General features: G+C 42.6%; 13 protein-coding genes and 2 pseudogenes. 5 read left to right on the top strand and 10 right to left on the bottom strand.

Annotated elements, in window-relative coordinates:
* Positions 1 to 228 precede the first annotated feature (228 nt).
* From ACK2JC_RS09535 to ACK2JC_RS09515, 5 genes and pseudogenes are all read right to left on the bottom strand, one after another.
* Complete coding sequence (locus ACK2JC_RS09535; protein WP_368275016.1) at positions 229 to 981, bottom strand: transposase; 753 nt, start codon at positions 979 to 981, stop codon at positions 229 to 231.
* Positions 982 to 1,125: 144 nt separating this feature from the next.
* A pseudogene (locus ACK2JC_RS09530) lies at positions 1,126 to 1,359 on the bottom strand (transposase zinc-binding domain-containing protein); the annotation flags it as partial.
* Positions 1,360 to 1,463: 104 nt separating this feature from the next.
* Complete coding sequence (locus tag ACK2JC_RS09525; protein ID WP_320937211.1) at positions 1,464 to 2,321, bottom strand: tyrosine-type recombinase/integrase; 858 nt, start codon at positions 2,319 to 2,321, stop codon at positions 1,464 to 1,466.
* 10 nt (positions 2,322 to 2,331) lie between these two features.
* Entirely contained in the window at positions 2,332 to 3,168 is an 837-nt protein-coding gene (locus ACK2JC_RS09520; protein ID WP_320937210.1) for a tyrosine-type recombinase/integrase, read from the bottom strand.
* A 456-nt stretch (positions 3,169 to 3,624) separates the two neighbouring features.
* Positions 3,625 to 5,304 carry a cell wall-binding protein gene (locus ACK2JC_RS09515; protein WP_092371107.1) on the bottom strand — a complete coding sequence of 560 codons (1,680 nt, stop codon included), beginning with the start codon at positions 5,302 to 5,304 and terminating at the stop codon, positions 3,625 to 3,627.
* 201 nt (positions 5,305 to 5,505) lie between these two features.
* Here ACK2JC_RS09515 and ACK2JC_RS09510 point away from each other — a divergent pair, with 201 nt between their 5' ends.
* Together ACK2JC_RS09510 and ACK2JC_RS09505 are read left to right on the top strand one after the other, a co-directional pair.
* Positions 5,506 to 6,894 carry an ATP-binding protein gene (locus ACK2JC_RS09510; RefSeq protein ID WP_368272053.1) on the top strand — a complete coding sequence of 463 codons (1,389 nt, stop codon included), beginning with the start codon at positions 5,506 to 5,508 and terminating at the stop codon, positions 6,892 to 6,894.
* Positions 6,895 to 7,067: 173 nt separating this feature from the next.
* Positions 7,068 to 8,796: pseudogene (locus tag ACK2JC_RS09505) on the top strand (cell wall-binding protein).
* A gap of 300 nt (positions 8,797 to 9,096) precedes the next feature.
* Here ACK2JC_RS09505 and ACK2JC_RS09500 read toward each other — a convergent pair.
* Both ACK2JC_RS09500 and ACK2JC_RS09495 read right to left on the bottom strand, forming a co-directional pair.
* Complete coding sequence (locus ACK2JC_RS09500) at positions 9,097 to 10,743, bottom strand: cell wall-binding protein (protein WP_117778328.1); 1,647 nt, start codon at positions 10,741 to 10,743, stop codon at positions 9,097 to 9,099.
* A 498-nt stretch (positions 10,744 to 11,241) separates the two neighbouring features.
* Complete coding sequence (locus ACK2JC_RS09495; RefSeq protein WP_368272052.1) at positions 11,242 to 12,582, bottom strand: tagaturonate reductase; 1,341 nt, start codon at positions 12,580 to 12,582, stop codon at positions 11,242 to 11,244.
* A 257-nt stretch (positions 12,583 to 12,839) separates the two neighbouring features.
* Here ACK2JC_RS09495 and ACK2JC_RS09490 point away from each other — a divergent pair, with 257 nt between their 5' ends.
* The gene (locus tag ACK2JC_RS09490) at positions 12,840 to 14,585 is read left to right on the top strand and encodes a cell wall-binding protein (protein ID WP_368272051.1); all 1,746 of its coding nucleotides are present in this window, start codon (positions 12,840 to 12,842) and stop codon (positions 14,583 to 14,585) included.
* 574 nt (positions 14,586 to 15,159) lie between these two features.
* Here ACK2JC_RS09490 and ACK2JC_RS09485 read toward each other — a convergent pair.
* The 3 genes from ACK2JC_RS09485 to ACK2JC_RS09475 all read right to left on the bottom strand — a co-directional run bounded on the left by ACK2JC_RS09485 (position 15,160) and on the right by ACK2JC_RS09475 (position 19,212).
* On the bottom strand, positions 15,160 to 16,002 hold the full coding sequence (locus tag ACK2JC_RS09485) for a tyrosine-type recombinase/integrase (protein WP_368272050.1): 843 nt from the start codon (positions 16,000 to 16,002) through the stop codon (positions 15,160 to 15,162).
* 12 nt (positions 16,003 to 16,014) lie between these two features.
* A complete protein-coding gene (locus tag ACK2JC_RS09480) occupies positions 16,015 to 16,869 on the bottom strand; it encodes a tyrosine-type recombinase/integrase (protein ID WP_107436624.1) in 855 nt (284 codons plus the stop codon).
* A 669-nt stretch (positions 16,870 to 17,538) separates the two neighbouring features.
* Complete coding sequence (locus tag ACK2JC_RS09475) at positions 17,539 to 19,212, bottom strand: cell wall-binding protein (protein WP_368272049.1); 1,674 nt, start codon at positions 19,210 to 19,212, stop codon at positions 17,539 to 17,541.
* A gap of 267 nt (positions 19,213 to 19,479) precedes the next feature.
* Between ACK2JC_RS09475 and ACK2JC_RS09470 the strand changes: the two genes are divergently transcribed.
* Together ACK2JC_RS09470 and ACK2JC_RS09465 are read left to right on the top strand one after the other, a co-directional pair.
* A complete protein-coding gene (locus tag ACK2JC_RS09470) occupies positions 19,480 to 21,123 on the top strand; it encodes an O-antigen ligase family protein (RefSeq protein WP_368272048.1) in 1,644 nt (547 codons plus the stop codon).
* Positions 21,124 to 22,611: 1,488 nt separating this feature from the next.
* The gene (locus tag ACK2JC_RS09465) at positions 22,612 to 24,342 is read left to right on the top strand and encodes an IS1634 family transposase (protein ID WP_368274874.1); all 1,731 of its coding nucleotides are present in this window, start codon (positions 22,612 to 22,614) and stop codon (positions 24,340 to 24,342) included.
* Positions 24,343 to 24,918: the final 576 nt, after the last annotated feature.

Here is a 24,918-nt window from a genome sequence, read left to right as displayed (position 1 = left end):
GACGCTTTAAAAAGGCGGCTGCAGAAGCATTCTCAAGCTTTTGCAGCCGCCTTTTTTACTTTATAGGAAACTTCTCAAATCAGCGAAGATGGTGTATAATAGATTGGAAATAAAAAAGGCATAGCAAAAGAGCGAAGGTGTGACTTCGCCATGACGTTGTCTATGTATTTTTTGTTTTTGGTTTAGGCTGCACTATCTGACGGTAGAGAAAGAATAGGGCATATGGAACTATCCATATCCCATAACCTTTCGATAGCGTTCAAATAGTGCAGTTTTTTTGTGGTAAACTTCTAAAACCAACATAGAAGTGCCACACTCCGGGCATCTGAGCGGATCATAGCCAAAGGTCAGAAGAATCAAATTCCGCCAATCTAGGAGCTTAGAAAGATAATGCTGCTTCTGCTTGGATAAACATTTCCGGAGATTTTTTTCCTGTTTGTGGTGCTTTGCATAAATGCCGTAGTAGCGGACCATTTTAAAATGCTTGTCAGGGATATGCAGGATCAGGCGTTTGATAAAGTCAATGGCGGGGATGCATTCTGTGATCGTTTTATGGTCCTCATGTCGCTGATAATGGAACGTCACAGAATCCCCGTCATAGGCATCCATCCTGGAAGTGGCAATGACAGGCCGTCCAAGGTATCTGCTGATGTATTTAATGGTGATATCAGGAGAACACAAATTAGGTTTGGCTCTCACATAAAAGCCTTCGGGATGGTCTTTGTAGATTTGATTTTTAAGCTTCTTAAAAGGCGGTCCCAGTTTAAGAGAGAGCTGATCCAAAAGGACTTTCCGAAAAGCCAGGCGCAGGAAATCATAATCAAAATGGGGATTGGGTCGCCAGGGAGTAATGTTGCCAGCACCGCCTTCCGAAATCAGGGCATGGATGTGAGGATTCCACTTTAAATCTCTACCGAAGGTATGAAGGACGCAGATAAAACCAGGAGTAAAGAGTTCGGACTTATTCATCTTGAAGAACATGCGTAGGACGACATCCCTGACAGAATGGAACAGGCAGTTAAGGAGTGAGTGGTCCTTAAGAAAGAAGATGCGCAGTTCCTCAGGAATGGTAAAGACACAGTGTCTGTGGATACAGGAAACGAGTTTACAAGACATACGAAAAGCACGTTTCTGGTTATAGACGTTGCCGCATGAGGGACAGAACCGGCTTTTACAGGAAAAGGGAACAAATTTAAGGTTACCACAATGAGGACAGCCAAAGAAAGCTCCGCCATAAGAAGGATCATGGCAGAGGATCATCCGGTTGATGTTATCCAAAACATTTTTATCAGGTCGAATAACATATTGGATATATTCAAAGTGGTCAGAAAAAATAGTTTGGAGGATGTTCTTATGCATAAGAACATTTTACAATAAAGCAGCAAAAAAGGAAATCCCCTAAAACCCCTCATGAGTGAGGGGCAGGGGAGTTGAGAGTGCCGAAGGCACTTTGTTCTCCATTCTCACCACGTAACAATCTCATCAATCATCGCCCGCTGCTCTTTCGAGGACCGCGTCAAATAAATCCGTGTAGTCTCAATGCTGTCATGCCCCATCAGATCCGCCAGCAGCGCAATATCGTTAAATCTGGACAAAAAATTCTTTGCGAACCGATGCCGGAACGAGTGGGGGTAGACGGTATCCGGGTCGATCCGGTAACGCCTGGCCAACACCTTCAACTGCCAGCTGATCCCGCGGGCGGTAAACGGAGCGCCGTTTCGGTTGGTAAACACAAAGCCGGTCTGAAGCCCTCTGGTCTCCAGCCAGTCCAGCGCGTCCCGGCACAGCGTTTCCGGAAAATAAACCCGGCGGACCTTTCCGCCCTTTGAGTACAGGTCCATATACCCCATGCGGATATGTTCCGCCTTGATCTGGAGCAGCTCGCTGATCCGCGCGCCCGTGCTCCCCAGAAAATGAACCACAAAATACCAGAATACGTCATGGTCCTCCCTAAGCCCCTTTTTAAGGCGCTCGTAATCCCGCTGGGAGATCACGTTGTCCAGAAAGGGCCTGTGCTGTAACTTGACGGCTGCCAGCCGGTAGCCGGCCGGTATTTCAGCGCCCTCCGATTCCAGAAGCTTCAGGTATTGATTCATTCCGTAAATGCGTGAATTGGCCGTGGAGGGCTTGTAATGGCTGATCAGGTAATTCCGGTAATCGTTCAGCGATTCCAGGCTCAGATTGCCGTACAGGGACTCGTAGAGCCACAGCGAGCGGGCGTAGGTATTAATGGTATTAGCGGAGGCTCCGCGTTGTCTGAGCCGTTCTTTAAAATACTCCAGGCGCTGCTTTGCCTCCTCGTTCAGATCACAGTATTCCATATCCTCACCCCTACCAATTTACAACCTGATTGACAATCCGGGCCTGCTCCGTGCTGCTGCGCCGCAGATAAATCCGAGTGGTCTCCAGGCTCTCATGTCCCAGAAGATCAGACAGCAGCGTGATATCCCCGGAATTTTCGATGAAATTTTTGGCAAAGCGGTGGCGGAAGGAATGGGGGTACATAACCTCGGGGTCCAGACAATACCGGGCGGCGAAATCCTTCAGCCGCGAGCGCACCCCGGTGACGGACAGAGCGGAACCATAGCGGTTCAGAAAGAGAGGGCCTGTGGCGCGGTGTTCCTGTTCAAGCCAGTCCAGGATCGCGCATTTTAAGCGGGTTGGAACATATACCCGGCGCATCTTATTCCCCTTGGAATAGACATCCTTGTGTCCGAGTTTTATATCCTCGATGCGGAATGTGACCAGCTCGCTGACCCGCACACCGGTGGCCGCGGTCAGCCACACCAGGTAGAAGTAGCTGTATTCCTCATCCTCCCAAAGCCTGCGCTTCAAATACTCATAGTCGGCGTGAGTTATAATCTTGTCCAGATAGGTCTTTTGCTGTACCTTCACCATGGAGAGAGGACAAATATCGGATTTGCAATACTCAAGATAGGAATTGAGCGCCCGGATCCGCAGGTTGACCGTTTGCGGTTTATAGTGCTCGATCAAATAAACTTTGTAAAGCTGCAGATTGCGGTAGGTCAGTCGGGAATAGCGGTGCAGATACTGTTCCACGGTAAAATGGTAAATGTGAATGGTGTTGGGGGCCAGATTGTGGGACGACAGATAGGTGTCAAACCCCCGTCTGACCACGGCAACGGCAGCTGTTTGGATTGCCGGCATAGTTGCATTACCTCCTTCCGGTTGTATTTACGAGTCAGTATAACATTCGAAAACCGCAAAATGTCAATATGGTTCACAAAAAATTCACCATATTGTCGGAAATCTCTCGTATAAACCGTGAAAATGCCACATTATTGCCACGAAAATTTTACGTGAACTTTACAGATAGTGGTTAAAACATGGGCCGCCGGCTGCGCCAGCGGCCCCAATGCGCTCAATTATGGCCAGCCGGTAAATCCAGCGGCCCAATGCGCTCACTTATGGCCGGCCGGTAAATCCGGCGGCCTAATGCGCTCAATAAAGGGCCACAGGCTGCGCTGGTGGCCCCTCGCGTTAAAGAAAAGGCTGCTGCGCTTTTTACGGCACAGCAGCCCTGGAAAATCAGAGGTCTGCCCGGCACAGTATATCGCCGGGCAGTTTTGTCGCAATTTGGAATTTTCTTATGTCAATGGATGATCAGTCTTCTAAAACAACCTGGGTGATCTGGTAGTTCTTCACATTGAACTTGTAGTCCTCGCCGTCCTTGGCGGCAGATTTATTCTTAACCATGGAGCCGGAGGTATTTACCAGATAAAGCTTAACGTTGGAGTCAATATCTTCATTCACATTCCAGGTAGTAGCGTCCTCGTCGTAATCCTTGTCGCCCGCCTCCAGTTCGTGGCAATACTCGGTGAGGAAATCATCGGTATCCATCTTCTCCATGGTCACGATGCCGTCCTCGTCCTCGCTGTAAATAACCACCTGATACTTATCGTCGCTGTCGGCCTCGATCAGCTTACCGGCGCTGTACAGCTTGTGGTCATCGATTCCGTTGATGCCGGCGCCCTTACTGCTGCTGCTGTCCTTGAACTTGAAGGTAAAGGAGTCGCCGTCAATCTCAACCGTCTGTCTGCCAGTCTTCATGGCGCCGTCATCCGAATCGCCGAAGTAGAAGGAGCGGATTTCGCCGCTGGAAATCTGGGGAGCGTAGTGAACCACAAAATCGTCGAACGCATCCTCGGTGTCGTAGGGGATATCGCCGTCGTCAGCAAATTTCTGATCGATCTCGGAGGAATCCACCTTGCCATTCTCGGTCGCCATCTGCAGGAATACCAGACCGTCAATCATACGGCCGTAGTTGTCGAACGCGTACTTTTTGCCCTTGATGGTCTTGATCACGTTGGAGTAAATCTCGCCGTCGCCGTCCGCATAGTACCAGTAATCGTCGCCGTCGTTGTATTTATCCTCATGCAGGTAATAGCCGGGAACAACCTTGAACCAGCCCTTGGTGGCGCGTGCGCCGTCCTCGGGAGTGCTGAAATACATAAAGCTGCTGGTATAGGAGGCAACGCCCTGGGTTGCAGTGCTGTAGGAGGCGGTCTCCGTGAACCAGTCGGCGATCATGCGGCCATACTCGTCGAAGCCGTATTTTCTGCCGTTGATGGTCTTGGTCTTTAACGTGTCGCCGTCCTCAGAATCCGCGGCAACCTTCTTGCCGGAAGTCTGGAAATAGAACCAGCGGTCCTGATCCTCGTCCCAGTATTCGTCGCCGGGCTGCAGATCCTCGTACTCATCGTCCACGATGGAAATCTGTCTCCAGCCTAAGCTCATAGCGCCGTCGTCCTCATCGCCAAAGTAGTAAAGGCTCTCTTTCCAGGCGTCGTCATCGGTCTGGCGCTCGCCGCCGCTCACCCACCCGTAGAGCATTCTGCCTTCCTCATCAAAAGCATACTTTTTGCCGTTAATGGTTTTGGCGGAAACAGAGTCCTCGCTGGCGTTGTCGGATCTGGTGTAGGCCTTGCCGTTAGCCTGGAAATAGTACCAGTAGTGGTCCGGCTCATCCTCCTCGCCGGCGTCCTCATTTTCAATGGCAACCCACTGATTGGTGACCATCACACCGTTGGCGTCAACGTAATAGTAATCATCGTCATCCTCAACCAGCATATCAACCGCCATCTCGCCGTTGTCGTCCAGCCAATACCAGTTATCCCCGGATTTTTTCCACTCTTCGGTCACTCTGTCATTGCTGCTGTCATAATAAACCCAGGTTCCGTCCTCCTCAGCCCAACCCTGAGCCGCGAAGGAAGTCATGGATGCGCCGATGGCCAGCAGTGCTGCCGTAGATAAGACGGCAACTAATTTTGTCTGCTTTCTCATAATAAATGCACTCTCCTTTTTCTTTTTAAAATACTTTTTGAAATTCCTAATTGCATTACGAGTTGATTATACTTCCGATACGGGAAATTATTGAAAGCTACATAAAAACGAAAAAATGTATGTATAATAGAAATAAAAAAAATCCAATTATTATATTTACAATTATTATATTTTAAATTATAATATAATCGAGGTGATAAAATGAAAAACTTTATAGATCGTGAAAATGAATTACAATTTTTGGAAGATCAGTATTCAGCGTCAAGTGCCTCTCTGATTGTTCTATACGGTCGGCGTCGTGTTGGAAAGACTGCGCTTATGACTCATTTCATCCAAAATAAACGTGCTCTATATTTTTTGGTAACAGAAGAAAGCGAACATCAGAATCGCAATGCTTTCAAAGATATGGTTGCAGATTTTACAGGAAATGCCTTGTTAAAGGCGGCAGCAGTTGACCATTGGGATCTAATATTCCAAACGCTAGCGGATTCCGTCGCTGATGAGCGATTAATTATTCTTATTGATGAATTTCAATATTTGGGTAAATCCAATCCTGCATTTCCTTCCGTCTTTCAAAAAATATGGGATACTATTTTGAAAGATCAAAATGTGATGGTGATTCTTTGTGGTTCCCTTATATCTATGATGGAAAGTCAGACCCTATCATATTCCAGTCCTTTGTATGGCCGAAGAACCGGACAAATCAAATTGAAGCAAATACCATTCTCATACTACAATAAATTTTTTCCAGACAAAGGGCTTCGGGAGTTGATTGAGTATTATGCAGTGACAGGCGGTGTTCCCAAATATATAGAGCTGTTTCATAGCGAAAATGATATTTATCAAGCTATTTCAAAAAATGTTTTACAGAAGTCCAGCTTTTTGTACGACGAACCCAACTTTTTATTACAGAGGGAAGTTAATGAGGTAGGGAGCTATTATTCGCTGATTAAGACGATTGCGGCGGGAAATCAAAAATTAGGTAAGATTGCCGGCGTTTTGGAAATGAAACAGACGGGTTTGACTAAATATTTAAAAACATTAATCGATTTGGATATTCTCGAGCGTGAAGTTCCAATAACAGAAGAATCCCCAGAAAAAAGTAAACGGGGACTATACAGGATAAAGGATAATTTTCTTTTATTTTGGTTCAAGTTTATTTATCCAAATCTTAGCCTGATCGAATCTGGACATGGCGAAATTGCTATGAAAAAAATTCAGAGTAATTTTATCGATAACCATGTTGGTTATGTGTATGAAGATATTTGTTTGGAAATTCTTTGGAAATTAAACGGAGATGGAGCTTGGGATTTTCATTTTGAGCGAGCTGGAAGATGGTGGGATGGTCAAAATGAAATTGATATAGTCGCGCTTGACTCGGATGGAAACAATATTATTTTCGGAGAGTGCAAGTATTGGAGGTCTCCCATTGGCCTGGATATATTAGAAAAATTGCGCCTAAAATCTTCAGCAGTTGAATGGAATCGTGATAAACGGACTGAGCATTATATCCTTTTTAGCATTAGCGGCTTTACACAGGATTTGGTTGAGTATGCGCAAGAGCATAAAAATGTTATATTATATTGTTAGTTTAGGTCGCGCTGTATGGCTATGTACGGCGCGATATTTTTATATCTGATTTTGCTTTTATTATGTATTTCTCCAGTTTTCAATAATTTCCCTTATTGAAAGTATAATCAACTCGTAATGCAATTAGGAATTTCTAAATGTATTTCAAAAAGAAAAAGGAGAGTGCATTAATTATGAGAAAGCAGATAAAATTAGTTGCTGTATTATCCACAGCAGCACTGCTCGCCATTGGTGCATCCATGACCTCTTTTTGCGGTTCAGGGTTGGGCTGAGGAAGATGGGACTTGGGTTTATTATGACAAAAATGGCGATAAGGTAACGGATTCCTGGAAGAAATCTGGGGATAACTGGTATTATCTGGACAGCGATGGCGAGATGGCTGCAGATGTGCTGATTGAGGACGATGATAACTACTATTACGTTGATGAGAATGGTGCTATGGTTCGCAATCAGTGGGTAGCTGTTGAGAATGAAGACGCTGGTGAAGAGGATGAGCCGGATCATTACTGGTACTATTTCCAGTCTAATGGTAAGGCATACAAGAGAAGCGATGACAGTAATTCTCTTTCTCCCAAAACTATCAACGGAAAGAAATATGCATTTGATACCGATGGTAAAATGCTGTATGGCTGGGTAAATGATTCCTTTGAGCGTGATGATGATGAAGCTTGGAAGAATTGCCAGTATTATCTGGGTGGAGAAGACGATGGCGCAGTTAGAACTAACGAATGGGCTTTGATTGCTATTACCGATGATGATGATGCTAAAGATCAGCCGGGCGATGATTTCTGGGATGAAGATCAGGAACGTTGGTTCTATTTCAAAGCCTCTGGTAAGAAACAGGGTGAAAGCACCAACAAGAAGATTAATGGCAAAAAATATGGCTTCGATGAATATGGTCGTATGGTTGCTTCCTGGAATACAACGTTAACTCCTGTAGATAAGGATGCAACTGCTTCCAATATGGCAACTGTAAATAATGCATATGTGAATATTGCCACTTCTGCTCAGGGTACCGAAACATACACCGAGTCCTTTATGTACTTTAGCAATCCTGAGGATGGCGCACGCTATACTAAGGGATGGTTCAAAGTAGTTCCGGGTTATTATTTGCACCAGGGTAAGTATGAGGATGATTCTGAGTATTGGTACTATGCAGATGGCGATGGAAATCTGGTTGCCAATGAGATCAAGAGAATCAAAGGTAAGAAGTATGGCTTTGATGAGTACGGCAGAATGATTTCTGGTCTTGCGTTACTGCACATGAACAATGATACAGATATTGACTTCAAGATTGCGGATGACGATGATACGGATCCGTACGACACAGAAAGCAAGTTTAATGAAACTGCCGCTAAATATGCTGGTCAGAACGATTATCGTTTCTACTACTTTGGTGGTTCTTATGATGGTTCCATGAAGACTGGAAAACAGACGATTGATCTTGATAGTGATAAGTTTACCTTTAAATTCCAGACTAAGAGTGAGTTAAAGGGCGCTGGCATTAATGGTGAAGATGACGATAAGTACTATTTAGGTGGAAAGTTAGTTAAGGCTGATAAAGAAGATAAGTTCATGATCGTGTCTATTGACAGCATCGGCAATGTAGAAGCCGGATATGGTAGCTCTGCAAGTGATTCTCTTCAGGTCAAAGTGAAGGATCTTATCAACAATAACAATCTGTTTACCAAGGTAACAAGTACTACAGATCCCGATTACAAGAAGGAGGCTCAGGTTTGGGTAGCTGCTAAGGATACTAACGGCGACTATGTAACCAGTGATTTCAGGGTAGTCAATACTTCCGGTACTGTTTCCAAGAGTAAGAGTGTTAAAGATGGTGATGATTATAAGATTACTGTAGATAAGAATAAAGTGATCACCAAGATTGTTCTGGAGGATTAATAATCCAATCGTAATATTTAGGAAATACTAATTGCTAGAGATATCGAGGGTGTCGTAAAATCATCAAACATAGATGATTCAGCGGCACCCTCGCTCTGCATAAAAAAATCATTAGAAAATCATCGTTTGAGACCAGTCCTTTTAAACTTAATGGTAAAACCAGTTGATAAGTGCAGAAGTAGTATTCCCATCTGGTTAATCTTTTTTAAATCAAAAGCGCTGCCGCACCTATGATGTTCAATCATTAAGTGCGGCAGCTGCTCATTTCGCAATTAGAACTTCTTCAACTTAAAGTATTAATTAGTCCTCTAATACAACCTTTGTAATCTGACGCTTGCTAACGCTAAACTTGTAATCATCAGCATCCTTAGCATTGGTCTTATTCTTCAGAATAGTACCGGAAGTATTAACCAGATAATACTTAACGCTGTCCGTATTAGTTGTAGTAACAGTGTATACGGTTTCTTCCTTATCATCATCATGCTTACCGCCATCGGTGCATGTAGCAATAAAGTCGGTCGTGGTCATCTCGGTTACAGAGTTATTAGTCTTATCATACTTATAAACAGTGTACTTATCGTCCTTATCGGCCTTAACCTGTTTACCAGCCATGTACAGCTTATCATCATCTTCGCCAACTAAGCCGGAACCCTTCAGGTTGCTACCGGTCTTAAACTTAAAGGTGAAGGACTCGCCATCAATAGTTACAGTCTGCTTGCCAGTCTTCATAGCTCCATCATCAGATCCACCAAAGTAGTAGCTTCTGATAGTATGATCGTTGATTTCCGTAGCAAAGTCTTTTACAAACTGATCAAAGTTATCCTCGGTATCATACGGATGAAGGTCATCATCATCAGCTAACTTATTCTGGATCTCGTTGCTGGTAGTACCATTAGCCATCTCCAAGAATACCAGTCCGCTGATCATTCTGCCATAGTTATCAAACGCATATTTCTTGCCCTTGATGGTCTTGATTTCATTAGAGTAAATCTGGCCATCGCCATCGGCGTAGTACCAATACTCGCTTCCATCTTCGTACTTAGACTTCTGCAGGTAATAACCAGGAACTACCTTAAACCATCCCTTGGTATAACGAGCTCCGTCCTCGGGATTGTTGAAATACATAAATGTATTACTGTAAGTAGCAGTACCCTGAGAAGCTACAGCAGCAGTAGCCTCTGTATACCAGGAAGCTACCATACGGCCAAACTCATCAAAGCCATACTTTTTACCATTAATGGTTTTGTCAGTGTAGCTCTCGCCGTCTTTAGCTGCTTTTTTCTTACCAGAAGCCTGGAAGAAGAACCAACGATCCTGATCTTCATCCCAGAACTCATCACCAGGCTGAGCATCCTCAGCTTCGTCATCAGTAATAGAAATCAGTCTCCAGCCTTCGGACATAGCGCCGTCATCTTCATCGCCAAAGTAGTACTGGCAGGTCTTCCAAGCATCATCATCAGTCTGACGCTCACCAGCATCTACCCAACCATACAGCATTCTGCCATCGGTATCAAAAGCATACTTTTTGCCATTGATAGTTTTAGCGGAAATAGATGTATCAGAAGCGCTGTCAGATCTCTTGTAAGCTTTACCATTAGCCTGGAAATAGTACCAATAGTGATCAGGCTCATCATCCTCACCAGCGTCTTCGTTCTCAATCGCTACCCACTGATTGGAAACCATGGCGCCGTTCTCATTTACATAATAATAGTTGTCGTCATCCTCAACCAGGGTGTCAACGGCCATCTCGCCGTTGTCATCTAACCAATACCAGTTGTCCCCAGATTTCTTCCAGGACTCGGTAACCTTGTCGCCATTCTTGTCATAATAAACCCAAGTCCCATCTTCCTCAGCCCAACCCTGAGCCGCAAAAGAGGTCATGGATGCACCAATGGCGAGCAGTGCTGCTGTGGATAATACAGCAACTAATTTTGTCTGCTTTCTCATAATTAATGCACTCTCCTTTTTCTTTTTGAAATACTTTTTGAAATTCCTAATTGCATTACGAGTTGATTATACTTCCAATAAGGGAAATTATCAATAGTTTTTTTGCATTTTTTGTATTTTCTACTAAAATGCTTAAAATATGACAATTTATATTGGAGGCATACCACCAACTCCATCACACGCATTTAGTATATAATAGTCCGGCCGAAAATACCATAACATTTACCTGTGCATTTTCTTACATAATTATTACAGAAGTGTTATTTTTATCGCAAATTGTACAGATATTAGTACAATCTTCCATATCCATCCATGCAACCTGACGATAGCTTCCGGAAGGCCACCGGTGCCGGGGATTTGGGCAGCGGGGCCTGCGCTTGTAATGCAGAACGGGCAGCGCATTCGGCGCCGCCCGTTTTGCATCTATCTCATTCGATATACTCATATTTCCCCTGGAATGATTTGGTGTTTCCTCCTCCACGATGTGAGGCGGGAGTCCTATTTGGCCAGAACTACCTTGTAGGCCTCGGCCATTCCCTTGGCCTGGATCAGGTCATAGTATTCCTGAACCATGGGAATCATTTCGGTCAGGTCTGCATGCCAGTAATCTTCTCTCTTCATGATCTCCTCGACGGATGCATCCTTCATGAACTTCATGATCTCCTCGCCGTCGTTGGCTTTGTCGGTGCGGTAGAAGGAAATGAGGGCAGCCATGGAGAAGGTGAGGCCGGCCGGGTATTTGCCGAATTTCTCTTTGTATTCCAAAATGGTAGGCAGCACGCGGACCTGGAATTTGCTCACGGAGTTCAGCGCGATGCTTAACAGCTGATGTTTGATGAATGGGTTGGAGAAACGCTCCAGCACGGCAGCGCCGAACTTGCGGTTGTCCTCGGTATCGCCGATGGTGGGGATGATCTCCTCAAAGATGCACTTTTTCAGGAAGGAGCTGACAGTCTCGTCCTGCATGCACTCGCCCACAGTGGTCAGGCCGTACAGATGAGCGCCCAGTACCATGGAGGTGTGGCCTCCGTTCAGGATCCGGACCTTTCTCTTCTTATAAGGATGCACGTCGTCGGTCCATACGACGTTGTAGCCGGCCTTCTGGAAGGGCAGCTCGTCCTCGTGATGGCCGCCGATTACCCACAGGTGGAAAATCTCTGCGGTGTCGATCAGCTTGTCTTCGTAGCCGATCTGCTTGGTCAGCTCTTCTACTTCGTCCCTGGGGTAACCGGTTACGATGCGGTCCACCAGGGTGCTGCAGAAGTCATTTTCCGTCTCGATCCAGTTCTTGAATCCGTCCTCCAGTTCCCACAGATCGGCGTACTGGAGCACGCATTTCTTTAAGTTGTCGCCGTTGTCGTCGATCAGCTCGCAGGGAAGCAGGATCAGGCCCTTTAAACCGGCCTGGTAGCGCTTGTACAGGAACTGGCACAGCTTGGCGGGATAGGCCTTGGGCGGCATGTCGGTGAGCTTCTCGGTGCCTACATACTCGATGCCCGCCTCGGTGGTGTTGGAAACCAGAACCCGCAGATCGGGGTTGGACGCCAAGGCAATGTACTCGTCGTACTGGGTGTAGGGATTCAGTGCACGGGAAATGGACGTCACATGGGTGTGCTCGTTTACAACCTGGCCATTGTCAATACCGCGCAGGAACAGGTTGTACTCACAGTTCTGCTCTGCCAGGGTCTGGCACATACCTTTCTCGATGGGCTGCACTACTACGATCTTGCCGTCGTACAGGCCCTTCTCCTGAAGTTTGTGGAAGAAATAGTCCACAAAACCGCGTAAAAATCCGCCCTCGCCAAACTGGATGACTGTTTCTTTTACGTTACTGCTCATGATTTGCTACCTCCATATGAAATAGTGTGAGTGACTAGTTGTAAGCGCTTACACTATTGGGTGCACTGCGCTTTCCTTTTATTTGCTGAGATTACTATACAACATTCTCCGGAAATATTCAATAGGTTTCGGAGAAAAATTGTAAGCATTTACATTGCTGGTGTCTATAATTTCCCTTATTGGAAGTATAATCAACTCGTAATGCAATTAGGAATTTCAAAAAGTATTTCAAAAAGAAAAAGGAGAGTGCATTAATTATGAGAAAGCAGACAAAATTAGTTGCTGTATTATCCACAGCAGCACTGCTCGCCATTGGTGCATCCATGACCTCTTTTGCGGCTCAGGGTTGGGCTGAGGAAGATGGGACTTGGGTTTATTATGACAAGAATGGCGACAAGGTAAACGAAGCTTGGAAGAAATCCGGAGACAACTGGTATTGGTTAGATGATAATGGCGAAATGGCCGTTGATACCCTGGTTGAGGATGATGATGACACCTATTATGTAGATGCCAATGGTGTTATGGTACGCAATCAGTGGGTGGCTATCGAGAACGAAGACGCTGGAGAAGATGACGAGCCGGATAATTATTGGTATTATTTCCAGGCTAATGGTAAAGCCTATAAGAGATCCGATAGTGCTAGCAGCAATGCTATTAATGCAAAAGTTATCAATGGTAAGAAATATGCTTTTGATACAGACGGAAGAATGCTGTATGGTTGGGTAAAAGATGGCGAACGTCAGACAGATGATGACGCTTGGCAGGATCCGGATGCATATTACTTTGGCGATGAAAACGATGGAGCTATGTCTATTGGCTGGAGATTGATTTCCATTACCGATGATAACGCAGAAGGTGCACAGCCTGGTGATGAATTCTGGGATGAAGATCAGGATCGTTGGTTCTGGTTCAAGTCTTCCGGTAAGAAGCAGATCAGCAAGGCTAATAAGACCATTAATGGCAAGAAATATGGCTTTGATGAGTATGGTCGTATGGTAGCTTCTTGGTATGCCAAAGATGTAGTTGCCACTACTACAACAGCTTCTACTTCTATGTCTACTACTGATCAGATTCAGGGTGTGGCTTCTTATTCTGAGGCATTTATGTATTTCAGTGATCCTGAGAGTGGTGCTCGTTATACTAAGGGCTGGTTTAAGGTAGTTCCTGGTTATTATCTGCATGAAGCAAAATATAATGACGGTGATGAGTACTGGTATTATGCTGATGGTGATGGCGAGATCTATTCAAATGTGATTAAAACAATTAAAGGCAAAAAATATGCATTTGATAACTATGGTCGCATGATTAGTGGATTAGTATTCCTGGAGATGGCAGACAATGAAACTTCCAGCGACATCGCTATGAAGTATGCTGATGATGCTGGTACTTATGACAAGGCTGGTTATCAGGATAATGGCAAGACAGGTCCTTATGATACAGAAGATAACTTCGATGATTTCGTAAAAGATCATCAGGATGAAATTGCCAGCGGTAAGGTAAGAAGCTACTATTTTGGTGGTTCTGATGATGGTGCTATGAAGACCGGAAAACAGAATGTGACTATTGATGGAGATAGCTTTAGCTTCAAATTCAAGACAGGTTCTAATCTGAAGGGCGCTGGAATTAATGGCTTTGATGATGATAAGCTTTATACAGCAGGTAAGCAGATTAAGGCTGACAAGGATGATAAGTATAAAGTTTACAAAGTGACAACTAAGGCAGACAGCAATTACTGCAAGGTTGAAGATATGACTGTATCTGAATTCCTTAAGGTTCAGGATGGTATTGATAAGGTAGAAAAGAGCTACAGTTCTACAAAAGAGGAAACCACTTGGAAGATCACTTATACAGACTATGCTGCCGATGCACCTGAGGTTGTAAAGTTCTATTTGCTTAATACTTCCGGAACAGTAGTAAAGAGCAAGAGCGGTGCTAAGGATGCTGATGATTATAAGTTCTATGTAAGCGGCAAGACAATTAACGAAGTTGTGCTTGAAGACTAATATGTAATTATTGGTTAGAAATTCTAATTGCTATAATTAAAGAGTATGCCAGACAGCGTATTTGCTGTCTGGTTTCTCTTTTGTTACTACTGTTAAACTACCTAAACTGATCAGGAGGCTACATAACCGTACCGCTAACTCGCTAGGACAGTATAGTTATAATCGGACTTTGTCACCTTCTTCCTTGATTTCATAATCAGAATATCCTTGTGTTGGTTGTAAATGTCCTTATGTATCATAATGTATTCTCAAAATTGTTTATATGACCATTTTGAAAACATCGTGGGGTACATTCCTGCCAAAACCAGCTCATCACAATAATGAACTGGCTAGTGTCATTGCATGAAAACAAATTTAATTATGAGTAATCTTATTCCGATGAAAATGATGTTGAGTGCTCTCGTTCTCTCAAATCACCATTTTTTGTTTTATAGTTCACAAAATGCTACTGTCTAAATGCACACAAGACATTACAAGCGTTTTGCATGCTTAGTCAGGTAAACTTAATCATCTAAAAATTAGACGGCTGCATATTCGTTATACAACGCTATGGTAGCAGCCGCCATACTTTATATTACCATGTAACAATCTTATCAATAAATTTTCGCTGTTCCAGCGATGATTTAGTTAGATATATCCTCGTAGTCTCAATACTCTCATGCCCCATCAAATCGGCCAGAAGTGAAATGTCATTAAATTTGTTCAAAAAATTTTTTGCAAATCGATGGCGAAAGGAATGAGGGTATACTGTTTCTGGAGGAATGTGGTAACGAACTGCCAAAACTTTCAGTTGGCTGCTGATTCCTCTAGGAGTAATCTGATCGCCTTTTTTGTTTACAAAAATAAAGCCACTGTCACGGCCTTCCCTAGCCAACCAAGAGAGCATTTCTAAACATAATTTTTCGGGAAAATAAATTCTTCTTAGCTTTCCAACCTTCGAATACAAATCCATACAACCAATACGAACGTGCTCTACTTTAATTTTTACCAATTCGCTGATTCTCGCTCCAGTGGCAGCCAGAAATCGTACCACAAAATACCAGAACATGTTTCCATCACGTTTTAGGCACCGTTTAAGGCGTTCATAATCCCTTTTTGAAATGACGTTATCCAAAAAAGGCTTCTGTTGGCGTTTGACGGAAGGCAGTCTGTAACTTTCCAGCTTCATTTCGGGATTGTCGCCCAGTGTTTCAATGTATTGATTAATGCCGAATATTCGTATATTAACAGTATTTGCTTTAAAATGCTCTAAAAGGTACTCTTTGTATGATTGAAGATTGGGAATATTGATATCAGAATACAGTGAATAATAAAGTCTCACAGAAGCCGTATATGCGCTAATTGTATTGGGAGCTGCCCCGCGTTTCTTTAAGTACTCCTTAAACGTCTCAATTTCTTCTTGCTGAAATTCGGTCATCGTATTTTCTCCTTACCAGTCAACAATTTTATTTACAATTCGGTACTGTTCGCTGCTGCTTCTTCTAAGGTAAATTCTAGTAGTTTCTATGCTTTCGTGTCCCAGAAGATCTGACAACAGTGCGATGTCTCCACTATTTTCTATAAAATTTTTGGCGAATCTATGGCGGAATGAATGGGGATAAACCACTTCTGGGTCAAGATTATAACGCAGCGCAAATGTTTTTAACTGCCCTCGGATTCCCGAAGCTGTAATTGGGTTGCCGAAACGGTTCAGAAATAAAGCTCCTTTATTTCTTTTACTTTTTTCCAACCATACCTCAGTTTTTTGTTTAAGAACGGTAGGAATATAAATACGCCTCATTTTATTTCCCTTGGAGTAAATATCTTTAAATCCAAACTTTACATCTGCAATTTCGAATTTTACAAGTTCACTTATTCTGACACCGGTGGCCGCCATATAACGAATGACGAAATAGTACGAAAACTCACCGTCTTCCCATAGCCGGCGCTTTAGATATTCGTAATCCGCCTGACTGATAATGCGGTCCAAGTACATTTTTTGCTGTATTTTAATCATGGTCATTTTGGAGTCTTTATGGTTTAAATACTCCATATAACAATTAAGAGCCCGTATTCGCAGATTGACCGTCTGTGGCTTGTAATGCTCCAATAGGTAAACTTTGTAGAGCTGTAATGTAGCAATCGTAAGCTCTTTATGAATCTCAAAAAATTGCCTAACTGCATAACAATATACACAGGTAGTATTTGCTGACATGTTCTTACTTGTTAAATAATCCCGGAACCTTTCTTGATATAAATCGGTACCTCTACTATCAAGCGAATCCGCCTCCTTTAAAACTGCCATTATAATCTCCTCCTTTTGATCAACATCATATAGTATATTAACCTATATATTCGCAAAAAGTAATATGTTTTGATTAAATTTTAGACCAAATAGGAGAATATCTTTCATAAAATATCCAAAACAGGGAAAAATATAAAGAACTTGCTAAAACTATAGTGTTTGCCATGCCTATTATAAATCGAAAACGTAATTATAACGCAATCTTTTATTTTTAAAATAATTCGAATAACAAAAGAGTTGCTATATAGGCGATAGTAACTACTTCTCTATAGCAACTGTTAAATCAACAAAAGCTGAGTAAATATTGAAATAATATAGATTAAAGGTGAGTTGATTAATTGAAAAATATAATAATGCGTGAAATTTACTTTGTTATATTTTTGTCAGATTACAAAGATTGTATTAGGGGACTAATTAATACTTTAAATCGAAGAAGTTCTAATTGCGAAATGAGCAGCTGCCGCACTTAATGATTGAACATCATAGGTGCGGCAGCGCTTTTGATTTAAGCTTTGTCACTAGTTTGGTTGACAAAGAAACAGACTTATGACAGAAAGGAGTTGCCACTCTGTGGATGATATTATTACATCCACTTTGTAGCAACCCCTAACTACATACTTAAGCTTTGGTTTAGCAATTAGTATTTCATAAAACTATAGATCTTTTAAATTAGTCTTCCAAGGTAATGGACTCAATAATACCCTCTCTATTTACTTTGATCTTATAGTCATCGCCATTCTTTACAGACTTATTACCATCCACAATCTTACCAGAGGTATTGATAACTCTGTAATTAGCAAGGTCTACATTCTTAAGATCCCAAACTGTAGAATCTTTTACGCGATCACCAGATACGTTAGAAATAATATCCCCAACCTTGACCCCATCGTTGATAACAACATTTACATCTAAGTTATCGGTATTCTTAAAGGAGGCAATCTCGACGATCTGATACTTATCTTCTTTATCAGCCTTTATCAGTTTACCACCTACATAATACTTATCATCATCTTCTCCGGTGATACCAGCACCTTTGATATTGCTCTTGGTCTCGAATTTGAAAGAGAAGCTCTCGCCATCAAGATCAATAGTCTGTCTACCAGTCTTCATAGAACCATCATCGGCTCCACCAAAATACATAAACCGATAGGATCCGTCAGCAAGCTCTTTTGCAATCTTATCCATTGCAGTCTCATCGAAGTTATCTTCTGTATCATACGGATTGTCATCATCATCATCCGCAATCTTAGCGATAATCTGTCCGTCACCGTCAGAGGTTGTCGAATACTGAATCAGTGCCAAGCCGCTGATCATACGGCCATAGTTATCGAATGCATAGGTCTTGCCTTTGATCTTCTTAACGCGATCGGCAATGATGTTTCCATCACCATTTGCATAGTACCAATAATCCGCATCATCTTCATACTTGGACTCATGGAGATAATAGCCAGGTACTACCTTGAACCACCCCTTTGTGTAACGAGCACCATCTTCGGGGCTGCTGAAGTACATGAAGGAGTTACTATAGCTTGCAACACCCTGAGTAGCATTGGCAACAGAGGCCTCAGTGTACCAGGAAGCTACCATACGTCCATACTGGTCAAAGCCATACTTTTTGCCATTGATCTTCTTGTCTACATAAGTCTTGCCCTCATCGGCAGCTTTTTTCTTACCAGAAGCCTGGAAGTAGAACCATCTCTCCTGATCCTCATCCCAGAAATCATCGCCAGGCTGCAGATTCTCGGTATCATCACTATCTGTAATAGCGATCAATTCCCAAGTATTAACTCTCATAGCGCCATCATCTTCGCCGCCGAAGTAATAATCGCCATCCTGCCACTCGGTATCTTCGTCAGTCTGTCTCTCGAATGTATCGGCATCTACCCAGCCATACAGCATCTTACCATCGGTATCAAATGCATACTTTTTACCGTTGATGGTTTTAGCAGAGATAGTAGTTGCACTATCACCTCTCCTAAATGCCTTGCCATTAGCCTGGAAATAGTACCAGTAATGATCCGGCTCGCCATCTTCGCCAGCATCCTCGTTCTCGATAGCTACCCACTGATTGGTTACCATTGCGCCATTAGCATCAACATAATAGTAATCATCATCATCTTCAATTAACATATCAACAGCCATCTCGCCGCTGTCATCTAACCAATACCAGTTATCCCCAGACTTCTTCCAGGAATCGGTTGCTTTGTCGCCATCCTTGTTGTAATAAACCCAAGTCCCATCTTCCTCAGCCCAACCCTGAGCCGCAAAAGAGGTCATGGATGCACCAATGGCGAGCAGTGCTGCTGTGGATAATACAGCAACTAATTTTGTCTGCTTTCTCATAATTAATGCACTCTCCTTTTTCTTTTTGAAATACTTTTTGAAATTCCTAATTGCATTACGAGTTGATTATACTTCCAATAAGGGAAATTATTAGCAGTTTTAGTTTGGAGGGATAAAAGAAAGGGGAGTGTATTAAATTAATAAAGCATTAAAAGAAATCGGTCTTTTTTGTAAAAATATAAAGTTGTCGAACCGGATTCGTAATGATATACTGTATAAAGGGATTTGTCCGGTATATTAAAACATAGGTAAGGGAGAAACACTGCGATGGAAATTATGCATGATAATTATGATCATACATCTTCTCAACCAATATTGGAAGAGACTCCTGATTTTATTCGAAACGGTAAGAGAATAATTTCTTTTTTATTAGCACTTTATTTGGTTGCAATATTATTTGTATTTCCTATTTATTATAGAAATTTTTATTTTGATATCCTGGGTGCGAAATACCAATTTTATTATATCAGCACTTTAACGTTGATAGGTGGGGTTGTATTAACTGGCATTTTTATGTTAATCATAGATCTAGTGCAGTATGAAGGGAAATTTACAACGGGGTTTTTGCAAAAGTTCAGTACAAAAAATATACGAACTACGTTATCTGTGCCCGATGTTTCATTAATTTGCTTTTTGGCTATTGCTGTGTTGTCAACGGTTTTTTCGGATTATATTTACGAATCATTTTGGGGCAATGAAGGTCGTTATACCGGTCTTTTTTTACTGTTATTATATGGTGGTTCATTTTTTATTGTCAGTAAATTTTTACATTTTCGATCTTGGTATCTGGATGTTTTTTTAGTATCATCTGTTCTGGTATGCGCATTTGGAATTACAGACTATTTCAATCTGGATATTTTACATTTTAAGGAGAATATTGATCCAAAACAATACAATATATTCATGTCTTTTATGGGAAATATTAACACGTATACAGCTTACCTCAGTTTAGTGCTTGGCGTATCGAGTGTACTGTTTGCAGCAGAGAAAAAGAATGGGAAGTGTGTTTGGTATTATATATGCCTTGTTATGGGGTTTTTTGCGATTATTACCGGACAGAGTGATAATGCATATTTGGCTTTACTGGCATTGTTTGCCTCCCTGCCTTTTTATATGTTCCGAAGTTGGGGTGGAATCAAGCGATATCTAATAATTTTAGCCAGTTTTTTTTCAGTGGTGCAGGTAGTTGATATTATTAATCAGACAATGTCGGATCAGGTATTGGAAATACAGGGGATATTTAATTTTATCGTGAATTTTCAAGGTTTAGCATATATTGTTATTGGCTTATGGATAGCGGTTGCCGCATTTTATGCACGAAAATATATTATAAAGCGGCAGGAAACGCCAGTTGGAAAAATGCCTTGTAGAATATGGGGAATTGTATTTTTGACAGGGATAGTAATCGTTTTATGGATATTGTTCGATGCAAATATAGCAGGTAATGGTGAGCGTTATGGCGCATTAAGTAATTATGTTGTGATCGATGATGAATGGGGGACTCACAGAGGCTATATCTGGAAATTAGCGATGAGAAATTATAAAGAATTCTCCACAGTCCATAAGATATTTGGCTCAGGGCCGGATACGTTCGGCATCATCACCGTTAAAAACAATTATAATGAAATGACTAGTCGTTATCACGAGATTTTTGATAGCGCGCATAATGAGTATTTACAGTATTTTGTTACGATTGGCCCGTTTGGACTGCTGGCATACCTTACCTTACTGATTTCATCGGGAGTCAGAATGATAAGACGGGCGGCGGATAATCCATACATGATGGCTACACTGTTTGCAGTATTATGTTATGGAGCGCAGGCATTGGTGAATATTAATTTACCAATTGCGACGCCTGTGATGTGGACCATTTTGATGATTGGATTGGCTGGTTGCAGAAGGATGGAATAAGACAGGGGAATACGGAACCTCTAACTGTGGTATCAACACATGATGTAAAAGACGTGAAGTTATTTTATGGTGTCCATGTAATGATTAATGGTTGGTATTCGGGTTGTTCATAAAATATCGTAGAACATACATCCTGTCCGTTTATAGCTAGGGCATAACTTGCTGATCCTTCGGACGTTTTTCGGGAATTGATTTGTCTGTTTGCCCCCGATCCGTTGGCTTTATAGGTTGGGTGGTGTTTTTTGGAGGTGGTTGTGTAGGTGGGGGCAATGTTGCCCGCTATAGGGGAAGTAGACGCTCCGACCGGAAAATGTACCCTCGCCTTTTGACTTATGAACTGCATAGGGTCATCATAGCATACGTTCAACTAACGGATGGCGTTATCTTTGTTCATATTGTGTATGACCTGGTTCTGGAAGGTATTCTTCGGCGCTAGCCAGTATATTTTATTCTCCACCAACAGCACTATTTGTATCGTTCAAACTGAAAACAGCGGTAGAATCGCTAAAGTAGATTCCTGCCGCTGTTTCTTCGCGTCAGTGTATCTGCCAATGATTGGTTGTTGGCCATCACAAGTATGGTCTCTGGGTTTATGTGGTGCTGCTCCTACGGGACTCCTATAATTAGGACGTTTATTATCAGGTTGCCTATCTTATGTATGATTTTTGACAGGCATGATAGTGATAAACTAGAACTGTCCGCTATATTTGGAGACGACGAACTGAGAAAGATGCTGGAACTGAAGACGCTATGATTGGTGGTATATCCTTCACTTTGAAAAAACATTAGATGTCTGTAGGACCGTTCACTTGTGAACCAAAGAATGCGAAAATCTATAATCTATTGTAGTCGGATTTCTGTAAAGCCTATGGGTATCCGGCTGCAGAGGTACAGATGGAAGGGCGAGAAAGGTTATACGGTATTTTGTAAAGGGAAAACAGTCTAGGTATACAGGACATTACAATGCTAGAGGTTTCAGTGCCTACAGGGATTTGGGGTATAACGGAGTATCCCTATCGGGAGGCGGTGAGTCAAACAGCAAAGAGATTGCAAAAAATATATCATTATGAAGCTTTACGAGTAGCAAGAAGCTAGCTATAATACAAAACCAACTGTGTGGAATGAAGGATTGTGAGCTTGGCTGGTTGTGATTGTACACGATTATTTGAGGAAAGATGAACGCGTCGGAAGTGAAAAAGAACCCCTCAAACCATGTAACAAAAATATCAGTCTGGAGGAGACTGTGGAGCGTTACCAGGAATGCTGATGGACTCAATATAAACGGAAAACGTTTGCACCGTAAGCTCCGCTAGATACGGCTGGCCATCTGATTGTGACGAGGTAGCAGAGGGCGGGAGTTTGACAGTTAAATTTCCAAAAAAGTCTTACAGGCCGCAAGTAGCCTATATTTTTTTTGTCAAAAATATTTTCTTAAATACTGGTAATATTTGGCAATATATGGTATAATAGCATTGGAGGTGCATTTCAATGCGTGTAACTACTTCAAAGTCTAAAAATTCAGAGTCTTTTTATATCACCAGGTCTTATGTGGGCGCTAACGGCAAGACTACCTCTACCACAGTCCGCAAGCTCGGTTCATTAAAATATCTTTCCGATATGTTGGGAACTGATAGAGATGGGGTCATGGTCTGGGCAAAGGAACAGGCCAGGATCGAAACTGAGAATTACAACAAAGAGACGCAAGACCAGGCCGTCCTGATTCCATTTCACTGCAACCAGTTGTTGGATTACGGACAAAAGTCCCTTTTCGAAGGCGGATATCTTTTTCTTCAGTCCGTTTACTACCAGCTTAGACTCGATTATGTCTGCAAAAAAATCCGGGGCAGGCACAGGTTTGATTATGACCTTAATGCCATCCTTTCCGACCTGGTCTATGCCAGGATGCTGGATCCCCAGAGTAAAAGTTCCTCTTTCAAAGCGGTCCAGAATTATCTGGAAGCTCCCTCTTATAAGCTTCACGACGTATACCGCTCCCTTAGTGTGTTGGCTCAGGAGTGCGATTTCATCCAGGCAGAAGCATACAAAAACAGCCACTTTCTTGGTAAACGGAATGACGGTATTCTTTATTACGACTGCACAAACTATTACTTTGAAATCGAGCAGGAAGATGGATTTAAAAAGTATGGAAAAAGCAAGGAGCACCGTCCCAATCCGATTGTCCAGATGGGATTGTTCATGGATGGGAACGGTATCCCCCTGGCATTCTCGTTATTCCCGGGGAATCAGAATGAGCAGACTTCCTTGAAACCTTTAGAACAAAAGATCGTAGATGATTTTGGCTGCGATCAGTTCATCTTCTGCAGCGATGCCGGTCTTGCCTCAGAAACGAACCGGGAGTTCAACCACCGTGGAAAGAGGGCTTTTATTGTCACCCAATCCATAAAAAAACTCCCCGCCGAGGAACGGGAACGGGCATTGGATAAACAGCATTTCCGAAGGCTTTCTGACCACAAACTTGTCGATATCACAAATCTTATGGAAGAAGATGAGGGGGAGCTGTTTTATAAGGAGGAGCCCTATACGACCAAGAAACTACACCAGCGTTTGATTATTACTTACTCCCCTAAATATGCGGCCTATCAAAAATCAATTCGGGAAAAGCAGGAAGAACGGGCCGTCAGGATGATCGCCGATGGAAAATATAAAAAAGAACGCCGCAATCCGAACGACCCTGCCCGTTTCATCAGTAAGACTGCGGTAACGGATTCCGGTGAAAAAGCTGAAGTCTACTATCATCTCGATCAGGAGAAGATAGAGGAAGAAGCACGGTATGATGGTCTCTACGCAGTATGTACGGATCTAATGGATGACGAACCGGGAGACATTATAAAAGTGAGTGAAGGCCGCTGGCAGATCGAAGCATGTTTCCGTATTATGAAGACCGATTTTTCTGCCCGTCCGGTATATGTGCAACGAGAGGACCGCATAAAAGCACACTTTTTGATCTGTTTTCTGTCGCTTTTGATCTACCGCCTACTTGAACAGAAGCTCGGAAATAACTACACTTGCACGAACATCCTGGAGACGCTGAAAAGCATGAACTTTGATAATATCGAGGATCAGGGCTTCAAACCAGTGTATGAGAGGACTAAATTGACAGATGACCTGCATGAGATCAGCGGCTTTCGGACAGACTACCGCTTTATTACCAAAAGTAAGATGAGAGAGATCCAGAAAAAAAGCAAGGGAAGGGAATAAATTACCATACTCCAGGAATTCAAAGAAAGTGCTGTAACCCTAGTATTTCCAAGGACTACAGCACTTTTTTAACTCCTTAACTGTCAAAGATGGGAATATAAACGGAAAACGTTTGCACCGTAAGCTCCGCTAGATACGGCTGGCCATCTGATTGTGACGAGGTAGCAGAGGGCAAACGGCGGCAACAAGGAACATTGTGATGTGTGTTTTTTTGTGTGGTTTGGGGGTGAGTGTGTGGTTTGTTGGGGGGGGGGGTGGAAATTGAATACGAAATCGGCGTTGCGGATGATGGTAATGGACTAAGCAAGATCATAATCTAGCTTGACGTAATCAAGTTTATAGTAATCACATAATCTATATTTGTATCAAATCTATTCCTGATTCGGAGGCGAATATTTTTACCTTCTAGTATTTTCGAGAGTTATGCATTTTGGGTGGCTGTGTGTTCGTATGAACCCTGACCAGTACATACTAATGAAAGAAATATAAAGCGAAAAAGTTTTCCTCTTTTAGCTATAGCATGAAATTTAAATTAATAATGTCAATTTTTAATAAAACCTTAAAGGATTTCCAGTT

Source organism: Enterocloster lavalensis (genome assembly GCF_046603895.1).
Classification (GTDB): Bacteria; Bacillota; Clostridia; order Lachnospirales; family Lachnospiraceae; genus Enterocloster; species Enterocloster lavalensis.
This window is presented reverse-complemented; position numbering and strand designations above follow the sequence as displayed.

Excerpts from the sequence above, each read along its gene's own strand:
- ACK2JC_RS09535 (WP_368275016.1), bottom strand. The coding sequence starts at position 981 with ATGTTCTTCAAGATGAATAAGTCCGAACTCTTTACTCCTGGTTTTATC.
- ACK2JC_RS09525 (WP_320937211.1), bottom strand. The coding sequence starts at position 2,321 with ATGGAATACTGTGATCTGAACGAGGAGGCAAAGCAGCGCCTGGAGTAT.
- ACK2JC_RS09520 (WP_320937210.1), bottom strand. The coding sequence starts at position 3,168 with ATGCCGGCAATCCAAACAGCTGCCGTTGCCGTGGTCAGACGGGGGTTT.
- ACK2JC_RS09515 (WP_092371107.1), bottom strand. The coding sequence starts at position 5,304 with ATGAGAAAGCAGACAAAATTAGTTGCCGTCTTATCTACGGCAGCACTG.
- ACK2JC_RS09510 (WP_368272053.1), top strand. The coding sequence starts at position 5,506 with ATGAAAAACTTTATAGATCGTGAAAATGAATTACAATTTTTGGAAGAT.
- ACK2JC_RS09500 (WP_117778328.1), bottom strand. The coding sequence starts at position 10,743 with ATGAGAAAGCAGACAAAATTAGTTGCTGTATTATCCACAGCAGCACTG.
- ACK2JC_RS09495 (WP_368272052.1), bottom strand. The coding sequence starts at position 12,582 with ATGAGCAGTAACGTAAAAGAAACAGTCATCCAGTTTGGCGAGGGCGGA.
- ACK2JC_RS09490 (WP_368272051.1), top strand. The coding sequence starts at position 12,840 with ATGAGAAAGCAGACAAAATTAGTTGCTGTATTATCCACAGCAGCACTG.
- ACK2JC_RS09485 (WP_368272050.1), bottom strand. The coding sequence starts at position 16,002 with ATGACCGAATTTCAGCAAGAAGAAATTGAGACGTTTAAGGAGTACTTA.
- ACK2JC_RS09480 (WP_107436624.1), bottom strand. The coding sequence starts at position 16,869 with ATGGCAGTTTTAAAGGAGGCGGATTCGCTTGATAGTAGAGGTACCGAT.
- ACK2JC_RS09475 (WP_368272049.1), bottom strand. The coding sequence starts at position 19,212 with ATGAGAAAGCAGACAAAATTAGTTGCTGTATTATCCACAGCAGCACTG.
- ACK2JC_RS09470 (WP_368272048.1), top strand. The coding sequence starts at position 19,480 with ATGGAAATTATGCATGATAATTATGATCATACATCTTCTCAACCAATA.
- ACK2JC_RS09465 (WP_368274874.1), top strand. The coding sequence starts at position 22,612 with ATGCGTGTAACTACTTCAAAGTCTAAAAATTCAGAGTCTTTTTATATC.